This window comes from Nonlabens xylanidelens, assembly GCF_002934445.1.
In the GTDB taxonomy this organism is placed as follows: domain Bacteria; phylum Bacteroidota; class Bacteroidia; order Flavobacteriales; family Flavobacteriaceae; genus Nonlabens; species Nonlabens xylanidelens.
This window is the reverse complement of sequence record NZ_PTJE01000006.1, coordinates 137,679-158,537: the sequence shown is the minus strand read 5'-3', so window position 1 is coordinate 158,537 and position 20,859 is coordinate 137,679. Positions and strand designations below refer to the sequence as shown.

Here is a 20,859-nt window from a genome sequence, read left to right as displayed (position 1 = left end):
CGCAAATTTACAATCCATTCGACTTTATTCCATATTTTTGTTACTCTTAAAAAATGACTGATATGAGTAAATATGATGTGATCGTTTTAGGTAGTGGACCTGGCGGATATGTAACAGCAATACGTGCTTCTCAACTAGGGTTAAAAACAGCAATCGTTGAAAAGGAATCTCTAGGTGGAGTGTGTTTAAACTGGGGTTGTATTCCTACTAAAGCGCTTATAAAAAGTGCCGATGTATTCAATTACCTCAACCACGCTGCAGATTATGGACTTAAAGCTGATAATGTAGATAAGGATTTTACTGCTGTTGTAAAACGTAGCCGCGATGTGGCAGACGGAATGAGCAAAGGTGTGCAGTTCTTACTTAAAAAGAATAAAATAGACGTAATCATGGGTTACGGTACGGTAAAAAAAGGTAAAAAAATCGAGGTGAAAGCTGAAGATGGATCTACCTCTACTGTAGAAGGAAACCATATTATTATCGCAACTGGTGCAAAATCACGTGTACTTCCTAACTTACCACAGGATGGTGAAAAGGTTATAGGGTATCGTGAGGCTATGACTCTTAAAGAACAACCTAAGAAATTAGTTGTTGTTGGGTCTGGAGCAATAGGTGTAGAATTTGCTTATTTCTATAACTCTATGGGAACTGATGTTACTATAGTAGAATATGTAGACCGCATCGTACCTGTAGAAGATGTAGACGTTTCTAAACAAATGGAACGCAGCTTTAAAAAAGCAGGAATTAAAATCATGACTTCTAGTGAGGTGACTAGCGTGGACACATCTGGTGATGGTGTAAAAGTTCATGTTAAGACTAAAAAAGGAGAAGAGGTTATAGAGGCAGACGTTGTTCTTAGTGCTGTAGGTATAGAAACTAACATCGCAGGAATAGGTCTAGAAGAAATAGGTATCTCTACAGATCGTGGCAAGGTACTCGTTAACCAGTGGTATCAAACTAACTTACCTGGCTACTATGCCATAGGTGATATTACTGCTGGACCAGCTCTAGCTCACGTTGCAAGTGCCGAAGGTATTCTTTGCGTTGAAAAAATAGCTGACATGCATGTAGAACCTATCGATTATGGAAACATACCTGGCTGTACGTATGCAACGCCAGAGATCGCAAGTGTAGGTATGACTGAAGCGCAAGCTAAGGAAGCTGGACACGAGATCAAGGTAGGTAAATTTCCTTTCTCTGCATCTGGAAAAGCAAGTGCTTCTGGTGCAAAAGATGGTTTTGTAAAAGTAATTTTTGACGCTAAGTACGGTGAGTGGTTAGGATGTCACATGATAGGTGCTGGTGTTACTGACATGATTGCTGAGGCTGTTGTAGCTCGTAAACTAGAAACTACAGGACATGAAATCCTTAAAGCGATACATCCACACCCTACAATGAGTGAAGCGGTAATGGAAGCTGTTGCAGATGCTTATGATGAAGTAATTCACTTGTAGTATTAAATAGTTTTTATTTAAAATAAGAAAACCCCTTTGAAACATAGTTTCAAAGGGGTTTTTCTATGCTTAAGGCTTTTTAAAACCTATAATTGAAACCTAGACTAAATGTACTCATCTCTCCTTCTTTGGTGAATCTATTAAAATTAGTCGCACGCTGTCTAGCAAAAAGATCTTGCTGATATCTTAAATCCATAGTCCAGCTTTTACTCATTTTATATCTAAGTCCTAATTGAACATATGGATTTAAAATCACCTGACCTCGAGAATCTCTATTTACCAGACTGTCTGCATTTGTATTAAAGTAAGCACCAGCACCAGCATAAAAACTCCAGCGTTTACTGAATTTGAATTCTGACTGGAAATTAACATAAGGCTGAATAGCTACTGGAGTATTCACACCAGCTTCTGCCCTTAGACTCCATACCTTATTTATTTTATAATCGGCATAGAGGCCTACTCCTAGACCTATCCATGCCTCGTCTGTTTTTTCTGAGCCAGCATTGTGTTGAATTTGTCTAATACCACTTAGGGCCTGAAATGTGAGTCCAAAATCCCAGCGAGAAGAGTTCTCTGGCAGTTGAAATAATTGATTTGATGACTCTTCATTTTCTTGTGCCTGTAGACAGTTGATACTTAAAAGCACGATGATGGCACTTAAAATTAACTTCGTTTTCATGGTGTAGTTTTTTGTAGTTTAAAACAAATAAACTCCAACTATCACAATATCAAACGCTTGTTAACTCTAGTTACTACTTCTTAACTTTAGGTTTTTCTTTATAAAAAACAAAAGTTACCTCTTCACCTACTTGTAAATTTGAGGCTAGATCAATGATCTCGCCATTTTTCTTCATTAATTGAATCTTTGCCGTATTAGGAGGTTTTACCCCTAGATTAACTGCTTTAAGTGAAATGGTGTTAACAGGATCGATTAAAGAAAGTTCCATTTCTTTCTTTTTGGCAACCGGACTGTAGGCATCAAGAATTTTATTACCATTAATAGTAAGATCTATTTGATCTCCATCTACCTCTCCATCATCCCAGATAATTAATTTAAGGTACTCCTCTTTCCAAAATATATTTAATTGTTCACCACCTTTAAGATCATTTTTCGCATAACGGTTAAACATTTTATCAAGATCAAACTTTTGCTTTACACTATCTGGTACGCGACTAGATCGGTCTACACGCTTCTGGAGTTTTTCATTACGCTTCTGTATTTTTTGAGCAGCACTCATAAACAACTCCCCATCGATACAACTTGTAAGGTCATCATAATACCCTTTAAAAGTCCCTTCTATTTTAGATTTACCATTTAATCGTCTCATATCACCAGTAAAATAGACATTACAAAAGTCTAATTCTTTCAATGTGGACTTAGTATAAACTATATCTATTTCTCTAAACTCAAGTTGATTCTTTTTATCATCATACCTACCTACTATAGTTGCCTTAGTTTCATGTTTGCCATTTAAATCTGTAAAAGAATACCCAGAAATTTTCCCATCCACTTCTTTAAAGTCTATCTTATAAGGAATTAGAGAACTATCTGGTAATTTCAATAAACCTAAATATTCATACGTCTGACTATTAACAGTGCTTAAACTGAATAATACACATAAAACTAGCACTAATGATTTCATATTTTATTTTATATTTACAAATATAACTAACTAAATAACCTTTTATGAAAACAAAATTAACTCTAGCTCTTATGAGTGTGTTTATGATGGTAAGCAGTCTTGCATTTGCATCATTTCCAGTAGAAAGACAAGTTACTACCCAAGTGGTAACACTTGAAAATGGTACTACAGTAGAAGAATCTACTGCTACTCTTACTTCTCCAGCAGCAGTTGTATGGTCAGAAAATCAAACTATAGCAACATTGCTTTTTGTTTTTCTTTGGCCGTTTGCAGCTCACCGTTGGTTCCTTAAAAGTCCAATTGGATGGAACATCCTTTTCATATTAACTTTTGGTGGATTAGGTGTATGGGCAATCATTGACCTTATTGATATAGTTACAGGTAGTTACCCTGGTCTATAATTAAGACCTATTATTATAAAAGCCCGTTTAGAAATTTTCTAAATGGGCTTTTTTTTTTACAAAAAACTCTTCACAGCAAGTTCATATCCCTTGAGGCCAAAACCTGTAATAATACCTGCCGTATATTTTGAAATATAAGATACGTGTCTAAACTCTTCACGATCCATAACGTTAGAAATATGCACTTCTATAACCGGCGTTGTAATACCACTTACTGCATCACCTATACCTATGGATGTATGCGTGTACGCACCAGCATTTAAAATTACTGCATTAAATTCTTCTTCTTGTGCTTTATGAAGTCTATCGATTATTTCACCTTCTATATTAGATTGAAAATAGCCCAATTCTACTTCTTTGAATTTGAATTGCAATTCTGTAAAGTAATCTTCAAAAGTTTGTGAACCGTAAATTTCAGGTTCGCGTTTGCCTAGTAAATTTAAATTAGGACCGTTTAGAATAAGTATTTTCATAGGTATAAAGATATTGGTAATTCCGCTTTCGCGAAAGCGAGACACAAAAAAAGCCGAATCGTCATGATTCGGCTTTTAATGAATTAAATATGTATCTTAGAATTTGTACCCTAATGATATAGCTAATACAGAATTAGTAATGTCATCACCAAAAGTATCACCGTTATCTTTATACACATTATTAAGACCTATCATGTAACGCACGTTTGCAGATAATCCTTCTAATGAAGTACCTTCTTTAAATTTATACGCAACACCACCACCAGCACTTAGGTCTATAGTTTCCGCATTTAAATCTTCGTCTACATTAACGCCGTCTACCTCATACTTGTCACTTACTAGAAAACCTATTTGAGGTCCTGCTTCTACAGAAAAACCAGATTCTCCAATGTAGAATTTTGCTAAAACAGGAACATTAATATAATCTAATTTTAATTTTTGCTCTACTCCACCCTCGTCAGATTGTAATCCTTGTTGAGAATAAAGAGCCTCTACTTGTAAAGCAAATGTTTCATTAAACATATACTCTCCAGTTACACCTACATTAATTCCAGTTCTACCATCTAGGTCTTCTACTGCATCACCTTGGAGCTTTGCAAAATTCACACCTACTTTTGCACCAAAATCAATTTCTTGAGCATTTGAAACTCCCATTGCAAATACTGCTGCTACTGCACTTAATAATAATTTTTTCATAGTTATGTTTATTAGTTCGGTGCAAAATTAGAGAAGGTTTAATTCTTTGATTATTAACAAAATCACAACTCATCTTAAAGATTGTTAAAGGTATTTCCTACATTTTAAGCTTCAGTATATTAGCTTTTTTTCTTACAAATTAATTAACATTGTTTTTTTAACAATCTATTCACGTCTAATAATTTTTACTTTTACAATTATGAATTGGAAGCAGGCCATAAAAGACTTTTCTATATACTTAAAGCTAGAAAGAGGCCTGTCAGTCAACACCCTAAAAGCATACACTAGAGATTTAAATAAACTGGCGCAGTGGTTAGAAATTAACGAGGTAAAAGAATTACCTGCTGCCATTACAGTAGATACGTTACGCACCTATATATATGAGCTAGCAAAAACGGTCCAGCCACGATCGCAAGCCAGATCTATAAGTAGTTTAAAAGCGTTTTTTGAATTTTTAACTCTAGAACGATATAGAGAAGACCAGCCCATGTCATTAATAGAGGCTCCTAAAACAGGTCGCAAACTGCCCGATACTCTAAGCACCACAGAAATAGATCTATTGATAAACAGCATCGATCGCTCTACTCTAGAAGGTGAGCGCAACCGCGCCATGCTAGAAACACTTTATGCTTGCGGTTTGCGTGTTAGTGAATTGATAACTCTCAAGATAAGTGATCTATTTTTTAATGAAGGTTTTTTAAAAGTAACTGGTAAAGGTGATAAACAGAGATTTGTCCCAATAGGAGAATACACGATAAAAATTATTGAACTCTACAAGAATGAAGTACGCATTCATGTACCAGTAAAACCTGACCATACCGATACCCTTTTTTTAAACAGACGTGGCGCTGGACTTACTAGAGCAATGATTTTTCATGTCATTAAACAACAAGCTATTACAGCAGGGATTAAAAAATCCATAAGCCCACACACGTTTAGACACAGTTTTGCGACACATCTATTAGAAAATGGCGCTGACCTCCGCTCCATACAAATGATGTTGGGTCATGAGAGTATTACCACTACCGAGATCTATATGCATGTAGATCGTGCACACCTTTCCAAGGTGATTAATGAACACCACCCTCGAGCATAATTCAATTTACATTCTTTGATTACATCTTCATTAACATCTCGTTTTAATGACTCTTAAGATGTACTAAAGTTTTTATAAAGTAAAGGTGATTTTTTGGTGTACGCTTTCGCGAAAGCTAACTTTATAAAAAAATACGACACAATGAAAACTCTAAAGTTTAAAAACGGCGACGAAATGGCCGCAATAGGATTAGGTACTTGGAAATCTAAACCAGGTGAAGTAAAACAAGCGGTAATAACTGCCCTAGAATCTGGATACAAACACATAGACTGCGCTGCCGTTTATGGAAATGAGAAAGAAATAGGAGAAGCGTTTAATGAAGTGTTCTCAAAAGGAGAGATTAAAAGAGAAGATATATGGATCACATCAAAATTGTGGAACAATTCACACCTAAAAAGTGATGTAGCACCTGCCCTAGATCAAACCCTTAATGATTTACAACTGGACTATCTAGATTTATATTTAATACACTGGCCAGTTGCTTTTAAACCAGAAGTACAAGCGGCCGAAAAGCCAGATGATTATCTAACACCACAAGAGGCGCCTGTTCATGAAACATGGAATGCGATGGTAGATTTAAAGAAAGCTGGTAAGGTGAAGCATATAGGGGTTTCTAACTTCTCTACCACTAAACTGGATGACCTTCTTGCAAAAACTGATGAAGCACCTGAGATGAATCAGGTAGAATTGCACCCTTTATTACAACAAAATGAACTATTTGAATATTGTTCTAATAAAGGTATTCATTTAACAGGATATTCTCCATTAGGAAGTGGTGACCGCAGTGACGCGATGAAACAAGACAACGAGCCTAACATGCTGGAAAATGAAACCATCACTTCTATCGCTAGTAAACATAACGCTAGTCCTGGACAGGTGTTAATTAACTGGAGTGCAAATAGAGGTACTGCAGTTATACCTAAATCTACAAATGAAGGACGTATAAAAGAGAATCTAGCTGCTGCAACCGTTAACTTTGATAAAGAGGATTTAAAAAATCTTGCTGATATGGATAAACACTACCGCTATGTAACTGGTAAATTCTTTGAAGTTGCGGAGAAAGGTTATCCTAATATTTATGATGAATAGATATTAGATATTAGATATTAGATATTAGAAGAAATGAAATCCATTATTCAAACAAATCGAATAATGGATTTTTTATTTACAAATAAATTAAAGAGTGTGAACTAACAGCACAAAAGAATTCCTTTTCTTTTTAAGAAAGGTTGATTAAAGCTTAATCTAAATCTGATAGATAAGAGAAGCCTGTAATGTTAGAATCTAATTCACACATATAAAAAAACCTCGATAAAATAAATTACCGAGGCTTGAAATAAAACTAAGAGTTTTTACTTAGCGATATTCACCGCTCTTGTTTCTCTAATTACCGTTACTTTAACCTGACCTGGATAAGTCATGTCTGTTTGTATTTTTTGTGAAATCTCAAATGATAATTGTGCAGCACGATCGTCATTTATTTTTTCACTCTCTACCATAACTCTTAATTCACGTCCGGCCTGGATAGCATATGCTTTTTCCACACCCTTAAAGCCAAAGGCTATATCTTCAAGATCTTTTAATCTCTGGATATAAGAATCTAGCACCTGTCTTCTAGCACCTGGACGTGCACCGCTTATCGCATCACATACTTGTACAATAGGAGAAAGTAAAGATGTCATTTCTATCTCGTCATGGTGAGCACCTATCGCATTACACACTTCAGCCTTTTCACCATGCTTTTCAGCCAGTTTCATACCTAGTATTGCGTGAGGCGTCTCGTCTTCTGTTTCTGGCACCTTACCTATATCGTGTAAAAGTCCAGCTCTTTTTGCAAGTTTTGCATTAAGACCTAATTCTGCAGCCATGGTACCACAAAGTTTTGCTACTTCTCTACTGTGTTGTAATAGATTCTGTCCATAAGAAGAACGGTATTTCATACGACCTACCATTTTAATCAATTCTGGATGTAAACCATGAATACCTAAATCGATAACTGTTCTCTTACCTACCTCGGCAATTTCTTGATCGATTTGCTTTCTAGTTTTAGAAACCACTTCTTCAATACGTGCTGGGTGTATACGGCCGTCTGTCACTAATTTGTGTAATGATAAACGAGCCACCTCTCTACGTACAGAGTCAAAGCAAGAAAGAATAATAGCATCTGGAGTATCATCTACTATAATCTCTACACCAGTAGCAGCTTCTATAGCTCTAATATTACGACCTTCACGTCCTATAATACGACCTTTAACATCGTCACTTTCTAGGTTAAATACACTTACACAGTTTTCTACTGCTTCTTCTGTACCTATACGTTGTATGGTATTAATAATTACTTTTCTAGCTTCTTGTTGTGCAGTAAGTTTTGCCTCTTCTATAGTAGTTTGCACTATACTCATGGCTTCACTCTTTGCTTTATCTTTTAAAGACTCTACAAGTTGTTTCTTTGCATCTTCACCAGACATGCCGCTTATTACCTCAAGTTGTTTTACTTGAGAGGCGTGCATTTTATCAACCTCTTCCATGCGCTTGTAAACAGACTCGCGCTTTCCTTCTACATCTTTAAGTTTACTATCTAAGGACTGATTTAATTTTTTACTCTTTGCAAGTTCATTAGAAACGTTAGACTCTTTATCTTTTGTACGTTTCTCTGCATCTTTCATTTTTTGTTCTCTAGCCATGATTTCTTTCTCATGCTTAGATTTAAGTTCCATGAACTTTTCCTTACCTCTAAATAGCTTTTCACTAGATATTTTCTCTCCTTTTGCCTCGGCATCTTTGAGAATAGACTCTGCGTCTTTTTTTGCAGTTGCGATAAGACTCGATGCCTTACCTTTTTCAACTATTGATTTTGCTACAAAAAAGCCTATTGCTAGACCTATAATAAGTGCCACGATGGCATATATAATTGTTTCCATTGGTTATTGTGTATAAAAAAACCTGCACGAGTTTGGGTTTTGTATGAACTCCTTAAATAAAGTTTAAGGTTAACTGGCTGATCAAGGATCCGACTCATAAGTTCGGCTTGCTTTTACAACCACGACTCACCTTTTTTAAAGAATATCTTGTTGAGTTCACCAAAAAATGAAACAAGTGCAGGTAGTAACTGTTTATGTTTAAAGAACGACTATGATAGCTGCTTATCTAGTAACAAGTTAAGAACGTTTAATTGTTCTTTGGCCTGCTCTACATCTGCACTATCATCTATAACTAATTGCTCAGACTTTGCTGCAAACTGAAGGGCGCACATCGCGAGAAGATCTTGCTTATCTCTCACGGCATAGCTTTGCTCCAGTTGTTTAATCATGGCTTCAATACTTTTTGCTGCTTTACGCAAACCTTCTTCACGAGAAGGATCTATAGTTAGTGGATAAACCCTATCTGCAATCGATATTTTTATTTTAAGTTTATCTGCCACTGTTAAGTCAATTGGGTAATACATTGATCGATCTCTCTAATCAATGCATTTATTTTGAGCTTTGTTTTTGTTTTATATTCATCACTACCTAGCATTGCATTTGCCGTTTTAAGCGCTACATTTCTGTCTTCACTCTCTTTAAACGCGGTAATAAGCGCATTATTTTCTTTTTCAAGTTCAAAAATGCGTTGATCCTTATCACCCATTTGAGCCTTCAATCTGGTGTTTTCTGATATTAAAGACTTGATCTTTAGCTCTATTTCAGAAATTTGAGAAGACAATGTAGGCATACGGACTAATTTAATGCTGTTATTACAAATCTAAGTTTCCATTTAGACAAATCAAATATTTATGGAACAAAGTTTGAAAAGCTTTGCATTAATACCATTTCTCATTATATATTTAACTCATGATTAGACTTTTTATCTGTTTCCTGACATTATTTTTATTTACATCTCGCTATTGCGAAAGCCAAACCATCAAAAATCTCCCTCAAGATTACTTTGTTAATCCACTGGATATAGATCTTAAATTGAGTGGAACTTTTGGTGAACTAAGATCCAATCACTTTCATAGCGGCCTAGATATTAAAACAAATCAACGTACTGGTGCAAATGTGCATGCTGCAGCATCTGGTTATGTAAGCCGTATAAAAATAGAGCGATATGGTTATGGAAAAGCTCTTTATATCACACATCCTAATGGATACACTACTGTTTATGCCCATCTTAAAAAGTTTGCTCCACGCATAGAAGCATATTTAAAGAAAAAGCAATACCAGAAAGAAAGCTACACCATACAATTATACCCTACAGATCTAGAGCTTAGAGTAGATCAAAATGAAATTGTTGCTTATAGCGGTAATTCTGGTGGTAGCGGTGGTCCTCATTTACACTTTGAAATTAGAGACAGCGCAGCAAGACCTATCAACCCTATGATGATGGGAATTGAGATTCCAGACACTAAAAGGCCTCTTGTAAAACAAATAAAAGCCTATCCATTAAATGAGAGCTCTACTATTAATGGTAAGAATGAAGCAAAACTTCTAAGACTCATTCCATTAAAAGGAGGGAAGTTTAAAGTAGAACCTTTCAGTGCTTATGGAGAGATAGGAATAGGTGTAAATACCAGTGACCAGCAAAGTGCGGCAAATAATCAAAATGGAACTTTTCACATTGAAACTTATTTTAATGGAAGTAAGAATTTTGAAATGACATTTGATCGTTATGCATTTAGTGAGTCCAGACACATCAATCAAATGATAGATTACGAGCATTTTAAAAAGACTAAAAGCCGCATCTCCAGACTTTACATTCCTAATGAAAGTCCATTAAGCTTATACGAACATCACATTAACAAAGGTGTTTTACAATTATACGACGCAGGGACTACTCATTCTTATAGTATCCAAATAGAAGATTATAAAAAGAACAGCGTAGAAATAAATATGGATATTAAAAATGAGGCTGCTTTAGAATCCATACCATACATAGATAATGATCCCATGACCTTTGTGGATCACAACAGCACTTATAACCAAAGTTATGGTCCTTATTCATTAATGATTCCTAAAGGAGCTCTTTATCAAAGTGAATTTCTAGATTTATCACAAAGTGCAGACACGCTTAAGGTACACAAGGACATCGTCCCATTACATAAAAACATGATCATAAGTTATGACATGAGCTCAAAAGAAAACGACAACCTTAAACAATACTATATAGGTAGAGTAACTAGTTGGGGTGCTGTATATCATGTGAACACAAGAAGAAAAGGAAACATATTAAGTGCTGCCACTAGAACTATGGGAACCTATGCCATTAGTAAAGACGACACCGCACCGACTATAAAACCTATTAACTTTAAAAACAAACAGTGGATTACTAAAAACAAAACCTTAAGACTAAAAATAGCCGATAGAGACACTGGTGTAGATGGATATAGAGCAACTGTAAATGGTAAATTCATTTTAATGGAATACGACTATAAAACTGGAGTTATCACACACGATTTCTCAGATGGTGTCGTTACTGATTCAGAAAACGAACTGAAGGTTATTGTTACTGATAATGTAGGAAATAGCACTACATTTGAAGCCACATTTTACCGTAAAAGCTAAACAAACGATTTGAAGAACTTCTTACTATTTATAGCACTTGTTGCTACCAGCTTTATTTATGCTCAGAACGCCGTTATTCAAGGGGTTATACTTGATGATAAAAATCAAACCATTGCAGACGTTAACATAAATGTCCTGGGAACAACTATAGGAACCGCCAGTGATAACACTGGATTCTATAGACTAGTAGTTCCTGCAAATCAAAAAATCACAATCACATTTACATCCATATCTTTTAAACCTTCTACCTTAAAAGACATAGAACTTGACGGTAAAGCACCGTTTGAATTCAATCCTGTACTTAAAACAGATATAGAGCAAATAGGTACCGTTACCATTAATAACACAAGAACAAAAGAATTTGCCGGAATTACAAATGTAGACCCTACTGTTGTGCGAGCAATACCTGGTGTACAACCTGGTGTAGAAAATTTATTGAAATCACTACCTGGAGTATCTTCTAATAATGAACTGAGCACCCAATATGCTGTGCGTGGTGGTAACTATGACGAGAACCTAGTTTACATTAATGAAATAGAAGTGTACCGACCGTTCTTAGTACGCAGTGGACAGCAAGAAGGACTGAGTATTGTAAATGCAGACCTTGTGCGTAGTGTAGATTTTAGCGCTGGTGGTTTTCAATCTAAATATGGCGATAAATTAAGTTCTGTTCTGGACATTAATTACCGTCGCCCGACTGAATTCGGCGCAGGAATAGACGCTAGCTTTTTAGGTGTTAATGCTTATGCAGAAGGTACCGCTTTCGCGAAAGCGGCAACAGGAATACTAGGAGTACGATATAGAAACAACAGTTTATTTGTGAATAGCCGCGAGACTGAGGCTATTACAAAACCTGTTTTTATAGATGCACAAACGTATTTAACCTATCAGGTAAGTCCTAAATTTGAATTAAGCTTTTTAGGTAATATAGCCATCAACAGTTATGAGTTTGAACCACTGACTTCTCAAACTAATTTTGGAACCGTAGACGATGCACAATCATTGATCATAAATTATGATGGAAAGGAAGACGATCAATACGAGACTTATTTTGGCGCATTAAAAGCAAGTTATGATGTGAATAAGCTTTTAAACTTGCGCTTTATAACTAGCGTTTACCACACTCAAGAACAAGAACATTACGACATTTTAGGACGTTATCGCATAGGTAGACCTAACACTAACATAGGTAGTGATGACCTAGGAGAAGTAGATTTTACTCGTGCGATAGGTAGCGAGTTAGACCACGGTCGTAATGATCTAGATGCTCTTATAGTAAGTCTAGAACATAAAGGAACATTAGAATTTGACAACGGTAAAAAGGAAAACGACCAACTGGATTGGGGTTTAAAATTTAATCGAGAAGATATAAGAGATCGTTTAAGAGAATACACTGTTATAGACAGTGCTGGTTTTAATATAAGACCGCCGTCAGTGGCTGCAAACGACGAGCCTTATTTTGCATATACTGCACCGTTAGATTCTTTTGAATCTGCTAGTGCAGATAACGATGTGCAAATAACCAGACTCCAAGCATTTGCCCAATACAGCAGCCGTGGCTATGTAGGTGATCATGAATTATACTGGAATGCTGGTGTGCGATCACATACCTGGAACGTAAGTGGAGCAGGAATTCAAAGCACTACTCAAACTGTTATCTCGCCACGTGGACAGCTAGCTATGAAACCGGCATGGGACGATACAAATATGCTTTTCAGGTTCTCAACCGGTATATATTATCAACCACCTTTTTACAGAGAATTACGTGATCAACAAGGTGTTGTTAATCCAGATGTGAAGGCACAAAAATCGGTTCATTTTGTATTAGGAAATGACTGGAGCTTTAACTGGACAGCCCCTAACGGAGATAAAAGACCTTTTAAATTAACTAGTGAAGCCTATTACAAAGATCTATCTGATGTAAATACCTACACGCTAGAAAACGTAAGAATACGCTATAGAGCAAATAATGACGCAGAGGCTTATGCCTACGGACTAGATGTGCGACTGGCAGGTGAATTTGTAAAAGGAACTGAAAGCTGGATATCACTTGGCTATTTAAAAACAGAAGAAAATCTAGATGGTCGTGGTTATATCGCTAGACCTACAGATCAACGACTTAAAGTAGCATTCTTATTTCAAGATTATGTACCTAACATTCCTAATTTAAAGGCATACATCAACATGGTGTATAGTTCTGGATTACCTGGTGGATCACCTAGCTATGCAGACCCTTATGATTTCCAGTTCCGTTTAAAAGATTATTTTAGAGCAGATCTAGGTGTACAATTTGTACTGGTAGATGACAAGAAAAAACCAAAGGCCGGTAGCTGGCTGGAAGATTTTGATGAGTTTTCTATAGGAGCTCAAATATTCAACATCTTTGATTATGAAAATAATATTTCTAACCTATGGGTGCGTGATGTAGCTAGCAGTGCGCAATACGCAGTACCTGTCAGATTAACGCCACGTGTTTTTAATTTGAGATTGATTGCAAAGTTGTAGAAAGTAATGATTAATATAAAAACATATTTGAAAAATATCTCGACAAAACTAGTTTTATCATTATGTTTCTTTTCATTTGCTTTACACGCCCAAACAATCTCTAAGACAGAAAAACACACCCCATTAAAAATTGTAAGCAATCATATTTATGAAGAATTCATAAAGAATCCAAAAAAAGCTCAAGAACAAGCCATTAACGATATAAAATCTAACAACACAACCCTATTATTAGCTAGCGGAATTGCTCCAGTATCTATAAGTTCAGATACTGATTTTGAGAAGAAATATAACTTATCTTTTTACGAATATGGATGTACTCCTCCAGAATTTAAAGTCATCCTAGCTTACAACAATGTAATGTTTGATCACATGCTAAAGCTGTATGGAACAAAATGGATTACAGAAATAAGAGAAGATATAGCAGGTTTCAAAAACTGGAAAGAAAACCTTCAAACTACACTTAAGTCTGATACTACATTAAAACGAGACAAATAGATTTTTTAATTCTTAAAATTCGACCTAAGCAACAATACCTTCCATATATTCTTTCAATATTCCTACTACATAATCCAGTTCTTCTTTTGTATTATAAATAGAGAAGCTGAAACGTAGACTCGGCTTATTCAAATCTTCTTCTGAAAGAACACTAGTTAATACGTGAGACCCTTTTTGAGAACCACTCTGGCAGGCACTTCCTTTAGAACAAGCAATACCTTTTAGATCCATAGTAAATAAAAGCATTGCAGCTTTATCAGCAGGGCATGGTAAACACACGTTTAATAAAGTATACGTGCTCTCTTTATGATCTCCACAATTACCGTTAAACTTAACACCAGGAACGTGTTTTTCTAACTGTTCTTGAAAGTAATTCTTAAGATCTAAAACATAAGCACGATCTTCTTCAAGATTGTCATAGGCCATTTTTAAAGCCAGATCCATACCTACTATATTATGCACACTTTCTGTACCTGCTCTTATACCTCGTTCTTGAGAACCACCTAAAATAAGCGGTTTTAAACCTGTTCCTTTTCTTATAAAAGCAAATCCAGTTCCTTTAGGCCCATGGAATTTATGAGCAGATACTGCTGTAAAATCTACTGGTAACTTACTTAAATCCATTTCATAATGACCTATAGACTGCACGCAATCGCTATGAAACAACGCATTGTGTTTTTTACACAACTCTCCTACTCTATCTATATCTAGTTTATTTCCTATCTCATTATTAATGTGCATTAATGAAACTAGCGTTTTCTTATCGCTAGATGCTAGCAATTGTTCTAAATCTATATAATTAGGTGTACCACAATCTTTAAGTTTTACATGAGCTACCTCTGTACCATATTTTTCTTTACAATAATCTACTATATAAAGAACCGCATGATGCTCGATAGTGGTAGTTATAATACGCTCCACACCTAGATCACGCACACAACTATGAATAGCTAGATTATCTGCCTCTGTACCACCAGAGGTAAAAATAATCTCTGCAGCAGTAACATTTAATTGAGCAGCAATATTCTTACGAGCATTTTCAATAAGGGACTTTGCACTACGTCCAAAACTATGGGTAGAACTAGGGTTTCCATGAACTTCTGTCATCACCTCAGTCATTCTTTGAACAACTTCTGGTCTCATTTGTGTCGTTGCCGCACTATCTAAATAAACTTCTCTCATAGCACAAAAGTAATTTTATTTACAATAAAATTTGCACTTTAGCGCTTTAATATGATTGACTACTTTTGTACACATGAAAAAACTACTATACCTTATAATTCCTATAGTTTTACTAGGCTGTAACGATGGAGACATCATTACTAACGACTTTGATTTTGAAGATGCCAGTGTAGAGGCTTGTGACCCAACAGTTTCTTCTGGTAGTATAAATAATTTTGTTTTTTATAAAAATGAAGACACAAATTTTGAAAGCCTCGTTTTACAAATTTTAACTAGTGATGACATTTTAAATACAAATGCTATTTACGGTCCTTATAACATCTCAACTACTAGTACGACCATATTTGAATACCGTAAATTCAATGCTGCGCCAGGTAATGATTATTACTGCAACAGCATACCGCCTAGCACACCTACAGTAACTGAGGTATTTAATGCCATAGGTGGAGACATTACCATAGAAACATCTACACGTAGTGATGATGATAATGATGGAATCCTATCTGAAGATGAAGGAATTGAGTACGACCTTAATGGAAATATTGATTTTCTTGCCAGTGAAGATACCGATGAGGACGGCATACCTGACTTCATGGATATAGATGATGACGGTGATAATGTACCTACTAGTCAAGAAGGTGTCGCTTTTAATAGTGACGGGACGATAGACATAGCAAATAGTCGAGACACCGATGGTGATGACAAATTAGATTACTTAGAGGAAGACGACGATGGCGATGGAGTTCTCACAAGAAACGAAAGTATAGATGGTAATCTAGACCCAACAGATGATTTTGCCATAGGTGCCACAGTACCTAATTACTTAGTATTCTCTAGCACACCAGCAGAGGCTAGTCCATTAATAGAAGAATACATCCCACATACTATAGAACGCATCACACAATTGCACATCACCATAGCAGGTCTTACCTTAACTAACGGTAATGTAGAAATAATTGAAGATGATTATGACTTTGGTAATTATATAAAAGACGGTATTATATTAACCTGTACGCCAGCATTTCCAGGTACTATGGGTTCTGGTGTATGTATATTTCAGTAGCGCCTTTTCCATATTTTTGATAATCAGCATCATAAAATTTGATCTGACTGTATCGTTGAAAAAGATAATTGAGTTCTTCTTTAAGTACTCCTTGCCCCACACCATGTATAAAAACTAATTTAGGCACACGATTTTGAATAGCCCATTCTATCTTGTGCCTCGCCGTATCTACTTGTAGATTAAGCTTATCATAAGCATCCATGCCACGTTCTGACTTTACTAATTGATGTACGTGTAGATCTATTTCTACCGCAGGAATAAAAGCTGCTTTTTTTCTAGAAACCTGTCTAACTTTAGATTTCTTAGGAGCAGGTTCTTCTTTAAGAGTAAAATTTGAAACTTTGAATGACCTGTCTAAAATCAACTCACTAGAATTATAAGTAATTTCTATATCATCGTCAGTTAAGATGGTTACTTGTTCCGCTTTCGCGAAAGCTACCACACCACCAAATTCATCGTCCAGAACCAGTACTCGATCTCCTTTTTGAAACTGATTCATGGACTATTCTTCTTCTTCTTCAGATAAATGATCATCTTTATGAGCAACCCAATGTGTACTCGCACGATATGCGCCGAACATGATTAGAATCACTCCAAAAACCTTAAATAATATGTTTGCGTCCTCATTTATAAAGGTATAGAGCAATAAAATTGCACCTATAAATATCACAAAACCGTTGATTAACTGTAAAAAGGTGTTTTTAATCGGCATTTTTTCTATTTAGTCTAATTGTTATAACAAATTTATAAACTTATTTAAAAGGCACTAGCATTAAGGAGATAAATTATATTTTTGTATTGTTAAAGCAGCATTATTATGAAAAACATTATAAGCTTATTACTAGTGGGTTTTGCCTTTCAAATGGCAACCGCACAAGTATGGATTAAGGGTGATAATTTTATTTACTCAAAGGGAACAAACATCTTTGTGAAAAATAAAATCAATCTAGATACTGATTCTAAATTTTACCTAAGAGAAGAAGCTCAGTTAATACAAGATGCCGATGTACCTAACGAAGGTGCTGGAATCATTTCTGTATTTCAAGAAGGAACAACTAATAGTTATAGTTATAACTACTGGTCTTCTCCAGTAAGTGATGAAACTACTGGAACTGGTAACACTGGTTTTTTAAACACACAAATCAAATACCCTACTACAGCTGCAGGAACTAACACCGACTTTACTATTACTGCAGAAGATTCACAAATACTAGCCTTTAATGTTAGAGATGGAGAGTCTGATGATGCTACTATAGATGGTAGCCCATTAAAAATAGCTGGTAGATGGTTATACACTTATGAAAGCGGTGGTAACCCTGCAACAGGATATGCAGGATGGTCTATTTTTAATGGTGCACAAAACACACCAGCTGGTCAAGGTTTTACTATGAAAGGTGTTAATGAAATCGCTGGAGGATCTGCTAACTATAATGGTGGACAACGTTATGATTTTAGAGGAAGACCTAACAACGGTACTATTACTATAGCTGTAGGAAATGATAACGCAACTCTTGCCGGTAACCCTTATCCAAGTGCACTAGATTTAAAAAGATTTATACAAGTTAATGCTGAACATACAAGTGGTAGTGATGTAAAAATGGATCCATGGGTAGAGTTTTGGGAATCTCAAGTAGAGACTTCTCACCAACTTACTTCTTACCTAGGTGGTTATGCAAGATACGTGCCTATGGGATTTGATCCTGGATCTGAAAACGGCTATGATAATAGCGGTACTTATCTAGAACCTATCTTTAGAAGAACAGATAATGATGGTAACATCATGACCAGTACAGCTTCAAGTACACTAGGACTTGCAACTCCTCCAGGTACTAATGCATCTAACACAGGATCAGGAATAGATGGAAGAAGAAGATATGCTGCAATAGGTCAAGGTTTCTTTATTTCTAGAACTAATACAGATGTTACTTTTTCTGCAACAGCTTTTGAACAAGAGGCAACTGAATTTATTACCGGTGGAGTAACACTACCAGGTGGCCAAACAGGTGAAGAGATAATTTTCACTAATGCAATGAGAGTTTTTCAAAAAGAAGATGGTAATACATCTGTATTTAAAGCTGCTCCAGTTAATGGTAATCCATTAAGTAGTGTTGCTGCTAGACAAATACCTAAGATGATTATAAATGTTGTGCCTAACGGACTTTATGCTAGACCTCTTAACTTTGCTTTCGACGACAGTACATCACAAGCATATGATTATGCATGGGAATCTCCTATATCTGGTAGAGTTGCTACAGATGCTTATATCAAAATAGGTACTGCAGGTGAATACGGTCTTTCTTCTCAAGCGTTTGATGAGAATATGGCTATTCCTATAGGTGTAGAAGTTGCGAGTTCTTTTACTGCTCCTATCGACGTAGAATTTGAATTAGCATTCTTGATTAACTTTGATCCTAACGAGGTTTATCTTCATGATAAAACAACAGGAGTTTATCACGATTTAAAAGCAGGAAACAAGACTTTATTAATTGCTCCAGGTCACTATACAGATCGTTTTGAAGTAACATTTAAAAACACTTCTGGTACATTGAGTAATGAACTTGTAGAAGAAACTAATTTTGATATTTTCCAAAACAACGGAAAGAAAGAATTAACGATACTTAATCCTAACTTAGAAGATGTAGCAAACATTTCCTTATATGATCTTGCAGGAAGGCAAATCTTCTCTAACAAGCCATCATCTACAGAAGGTAGTTACAGTTTTGAAACAGCATCACTTTCTAGCGCTATTTACATCGCAAAGGTGACTACTGTTAACAATAAAGAAGTAGCTGTTAAGGTGAGTATCTCAAATTAATATGAAATCATTTCTCATAGACGATAGCTGGATGCTACCATGTATGAGTAAACAATTAACAGGAATGGACTGTCCTGGATGTGGAATCCAGCGGTCCATTTCTTTTTTACTCAAAGGTGACATCGTAGATTCCTTTTTAATGTACCCAGGCCTTTACCCAGGCATGTTTTTATTCTTCTTTCTCATCTTTGATTGGTTTAAGAATGTAAAACACGGAGAGCAAATTAAACTATGGGCTACCATACTTACTATAGGTACCATTCTCACTAGTTATTTTATCAAAATGGCAATTCATTAAAAAATATTGTAACATTGTGATTAAATAATCAACTAACTTTATATATCAAATCAACCAAATTATGCAAAAATTAAATACAACTCTAGTTTATATTCTATCAGTAATAGGATTTTTATGCTGCTGTTTTTACGGTGTAGGTACCATTGCAGCAATAATAGCTATAGTGGTAGCTAGCAAAGAATTGAATAAATACAATGCAAATCCAGAACAGTTTGTGAATGGTAAAGCTATGAAAACTGCTAAAACCGTGGCTATCATCTCTCTAGTTATCTCACTAATAGGACTTGCTCTAATGGCGTGGTTCTATTTTAACCAATGCGAATTCTACACATGGTATTTAGATACATTTGGAGACCAACCAGGTGTTACAGAAGAACAACTAGCTCCTATTTATGAAGCTATGGAAGAAGCTGGATGTATCTAAAAAATACATTTTAAACAAAAAAAAAGGGAAAGCTAACGCTTTCCCTTTTTTTTTGTTTAAAATGTAGATATGATATAGTTTTAGAATTCTATAGATTACGTACGATTGTGAAAACGACAACTATAGAAAATACCGTTAAAATGGTATACATATTAATTAGTATTCTCCTAAAAGAATGGCCTCTCAAAGATGGGAACCATTCAAATATCCCAACCAATAATCCGTATGGGATTAACAAAAACAACAACGCATTATAATCAAATGCCTTTCTCCACTCTCCATTTAACACAGAATGAAAAGCCCTCTGGGAACCACAGCCTGGACAGTCATATCCTGTAACATACTTACTAGGACACTTGGGAAATAAATTACTTTCTAATGGATTATAAGAAAGATACAAATAAAAAAAGCCACCTATTAAAGTGGCTCCTATGATTATAAATAAAACTCTATAAATTTTTAACACTAATTAAAAGTTTTCAAGTCCTACTATCAGAAAGACAAAAAGAAAGTATAAAACAATAAATACTGCTGCTCCTATCGCACTATAAATACACCATTGTTTTGCTTTTTCAGAAGCTCTTTGAGCGTCTGCATGAAGACCTTGTTGATATAGACGGTCTACTTTGGCAGCATTAACAATCGCAGGGATACCAAGAGGCCAGCAACAGATAATAGTTACTATAATTGATTCTGCTAAATATGTTTTAGGTGGTGGACCTACTGGTCTTTGACCTTGTCCTTGCCCTTGATTGAATTCGTTTTGCATAATTA

General features: G+C 35.5%; 23 protein-coding genes and 1 other RNA gene. 11 read left to right on the top strand and 13 right to left on the bottom strand.

Annotation, left to right across the window (positions count from 1 at the left end):
• The first annotated feature begins 62 nt into the window (after window positions 1-62).
• Window positions 63-1,454, top strand: a complete 1,392-nt coding sequence (gene lpdA / locus LY01_RS12260) for a dihydrolipoyl dehydrogenase (protein WP_104516181.1) — start codon at window positions 63-65, stop codon at window positions 1,452-1,454.
• Between the two features lie 79 nt (window positions 1,455-1,533).
• Here the strand turns inward: lpdA and LY01_RS12255 are convergent, their stop codons facing one another.
• Together LY01_RS12255 and LY01_RS12250 are read right to left on the bottom strand one after the other, a co-directional pair.
• A complete protein-coding gene (locus tag LY01_RS12255) occupies window positions 1,534-2,133 on the bottom strand; it encodes an outer membrane beta-barrel protein (protein WP_104516148.1) in 600 nt (199 codons plus the stop codon).
• A gap of 73 nt (window positions 2,134-2,206) precedes the next feature.
• Complete coding sequence (locus LY01_RS12250) at window positions 2,207-3,097, bottom strand: hypothetical protein (protein WP_104516147.1); 891 nt, start codon at window positions 3,095-3,097, stop codon at window positions 2,207-2,209.
• 44 nt (window positions 3,098-3,141) lie between these two features.
• On the opposite strand from LY01_RS12250, the gene LY01_RS12245 reads away from it, so the two are divergent.
• A complete protein-coding gene (locus tag LY01_RS12245; RefSeq protein ID WP_104516146.1) occupies window positions 3,142-3,498 on the top strand; it encodes a TM2 domain-containing protein in 357 nt (118 codons plus the stop codon).
• Window positions 3,499-3,554: 56 nt separating this feature from the next.
• On the opposite strand, the gene aroQ is transcribed toward LY01_RS12245, so the two are convergent.
• Both aroQ and LY01_RS12235 read right to left on the bottom strand, forming a co-directional pair.
• Complete coding sequence (aroQ, locus tag LY01_RS12240) at window positions 3,555-3,971, bottom strand: type II 3-dehydroquinate dehydratase (protein WP_104516145.1); 417 nt, start codon at window positions 3,969-3,971, stop codon at window positions 3,555-3,557.
• A 96-nt stretch (window positions 3,972-4,067) separates the two neighbouring features.
• The gene (locus LY01_RS12235) at window positions 4,068-4,667 is read right to left on the bottom strand and encodes a porin family protein (protein WP_104516144.1); all 600 of its coding nucleotides are present in this window, start codon (window positions 4,665-4,667) and stop codon (window positions 4,068-4,070) included.
• A 199-nt stretch (window positions 4,668-4,866) separates the two neighbouring features.
• Here LY01_RS12235 and xerD point away from each other — a divergent pair, with 199 nt between their 5' ends.
• Both xerD and LY01_RS12225 read left to right on the top strand, forming a co-directional pair.
• Complete coding sequence (xerD, locus tag LY01_RS12230; protein ID WP_104516143.1) at window positions 4,867-5,763, top strand: site-specific tyrosine recombinase XerD; 897 nt, start codon at window positions 4,867-4,869, stop codon at window positions 5,761-5,763.
• A 141-nt stretch (window positions 5,764-5,904) separates the two neighbouring features.
• Window positions 5,905-6,852 (top strand): aldo/keto reductase, encoded by a 948-nt coding sequence (locus tag LY01_RS12225; protein ID WP_104516142.1) that lies wholly within the window; start codon window positions 5,905-5,907, stop codon window positions 6,850-6,852.
• Between the two features lie 263 nt (window positions 6,853-7,115).
• Here the strand turns inward: LY01_RS12225 and rny are convergent, their stop codons facing one another.
• The 4 genes from rny to LY01_RS12205 all read right to left on the bottom strand — a co-directional run bounded on the left by rny (window position 7,116) and on the right by LY01_RS12205 (window position 9,474).
• Window positions 7,116-8,684: a ribonuclease Y gene (rny, locus tag LY01_RS12220; protein WP_104516141.1), complete on the bottom strand. Its 1,569-nt coding sequence runs from the start codon at window positions 8,682-8,684 to the stop codon at window positions 7,116-7,118.
• Between the two features lie 45 nt (window positions 8,685-8,729).
• A non-coding RNA gene (gene ssrS / locus LY01_RS12215) (6S RNA) lies at window positions 8,730-8,840 on the bottom strand.
• 53 nt (window positions 8,841-8,893) lie between these two features.
• The gene (locus LY01_RS12210; RefSeq protein ID WP_170034627.1) at window positions 8,894-9,184 is read right to left on the bottom strand and encodes a cell division protein ZapA; all 291 of its coding nucleotides are present in this window, start codon (window positions 9,182-9,184) and stop codon (window positions 8,894-8,896) included.
• Between the two features lie 2 nt (window positions 9,185-9,186).
• Window positions 9,187-9,474 carry a hypothetical protein gene (locus LY01_RS12205; protein ID WP_104516139.1) on the bottom strand — a complete coding sequence of 96 codons (288 nt, stop codon included), beginning with the start codon at window positions 9,472-9,474 and terminating at the stop codon, window positions 9,187-9,189.
• 119 nt (window positions 9,475-9,593) lie between these two features.
• Between LY01_RS12205 and LY01_RS12200 the strand changes: the two genes are divergently transcribed.
• Genes LY01_RS12200 through LY01_RS12190 form a run of 3 tightly spaced genes read left to right on the top strand, consistent with a single transcriptional unit; the run spans window position 9,594 to window position 14,303 of the window.
• The gene (locus LY01_RS12200) at window positions 9,594-11,303 is read left to right on the top strand and encodes a M23 family metallopeptidase (RefSeq protein WP_104516138.1); all 1,710 of its coding nucleotides are present in this window, start codon (window positions 9,594-9,596) and stop codon (window positions 11,301-11,303) included.
• A gap of 9 nt (window positions 11,304-11,312) precedes the next feature.
• Window positions 11,313-13,808: a TonB-dependent receptor gene (locus LY01_RS12195; protein WP_104516137.1), complete on the top strand. Its 2,496-nt coding sequence runs from the start codon at window positions 11,313-11,315 to the stop codon at window positions 13,806-13,808.
• 6 nt (window positions 13,809-13,814) lie between these two features.
• Window positions 13,815-14,303: an FEKKY domain-containing protein gene (locus tag LY01_RS12190; protein ID WP_104516136.1), complete on the top strand. Its 489-nt coding sequence runs from the start codon at window positions 13,815-13,817 to the stop codon at window positions 14,301-14,303.
• 24 nt (window positions 14,304-14,327) lie between these two features.
• Here LY01_RS12190 and LY01_RS12185 read toward each other — a convergent pair whose 3' ends face one another.
• On the bottom strand, window positions 14,328-15,485 hold the full coding sequence (locus LY01_RS12185) for a cysteine desulfurase family protein (protein ID WP_104516135.1): 1,158 nt from the start codon (window positions 15,483-15,485) through the stop codon (window positions 14,328-14,330).
• A gap of 73 nt (window positions 15,486-15,558) precedes the next feature.
• Here LY01_RS12185 and LY01_RS12180 point away from each other — a divergent pair, with 73 nt between their 5' ends.
• Window positions 15,559-16,548, top strand: a complete 990-nt coding sequence (locus LY01_RS12180) for a hypothetical protein (protein WP_104516134.1) — start codon at window positions 15,559-15,561, stop codon at window positions 16,546-16,548.
• Here the strand turns inward: LY01_RS12180 and LY01_RS12175 are convergent.
• Window positions 16,517-17,047: a Smr/MutS family protein gene (locus tag LY01_RS12175; RefSeq protein WP_104516133.1), complete on the bottom strand. Its 531-nt coding sequence runs from the start codon at window positions 17,045-17,047 to the stop codon at window positions 16,517-16,519. The two genes, LY01_RS12180 and LY01_RS12175, sit on opposite strands and share 32 nt — an antisense overlap.
• Before the next feature lie 3 nt (window positions 17,048-17,050).
• Window positions 17,051-17,260 carry a hypothetical protein gene (locus LY01_RS12170; RefSeq protein WP_104516132.1) on the bottom strand — a complete coding sequence of 70 codons (210 nt, stop codon included), beginning with the start codon at window positions 17,258-17,260 and terminating at the stop codon, window positions 17,051-17,053.
• 105 nt (window positions 17,261-17,365) lie between these two features.
• Between LY01_RS12170 and LY01_RS12165 the strand changes: the two genes are divergently transcribed.
• The 3 genes from LY01_RS12165 to LY01_RS12155 all read left to right on the top strand — a co-directional run bounded on the left by LY01_RS12165 (window position 17,366) and on the right by LY01_RS12155 (window position 20,085).
• On the top strand, window positions 17,366-19,363 hold the full coding sequence (locus tag LY01_RS12165) for a T9SS type A sorting domain-containing protein (protein WP_104516131.1): 1,998 nt from the start codon (window positions 17,366-17,368) through the stop codon (window positions 19,361-19,363).
• A 1-nt stretch (window position 19,364) separates the two neighbouring features.
• Complete coding sequence (locus tag LY01_RS12160; RefSeq protein WP_104516130.1) at window positions 19,365-19,661, top strand: DUF2752 domain-containing protein; 297 nt, start codon at window positions 19,365-19,367, stop codon at window positions 19,659-19,661.
• A gap of 61 nt (window positions 19,662-19,722) precedes the next feature.
• A complete protein-coding gene (locus LY01_RS12155) occupies window positions 19,723-20,085 on the top strand; it encodes a CCC motif membrane protein (protein ID WP_104516129.1) in 363 nt (120 codons plus the stop codon).
• An 88-nt stretch (window positions 20,086-20,173) separates the two neighbouring features.
• Here the strand turns inward: LY01_RS12155 and LY01_RS12150 are convergent, their stop codons facing one another.
• Both LY01_RS12150 and LY01_RS12145 read right to left on the bottom strand, forming a co-directional pair.
• Entirely contained in the window at window positions 20,174-20,551 is a 378-nt protein-coding gene (locus LY01_RS12150; protein WP_104516128.1) for a DUF2752 domain-containing protein, read from the bottom strand.
• A 3-nt stretch (window positions 20,552-20,554) separates the two neighbouring features.
• Window positions 20,555-20,854, bottom strand: a complete 300-nt coding sequence (locus tag LY01_RS12145) for a CD225/dispanin family protein (protein WP_104516127.1) — start codon at window positions 20,852-20,854, stop codon at window positions 20,555-20,557.
• Window positions 20,855-20,859 lie beyond the last annotated feature (5 nt).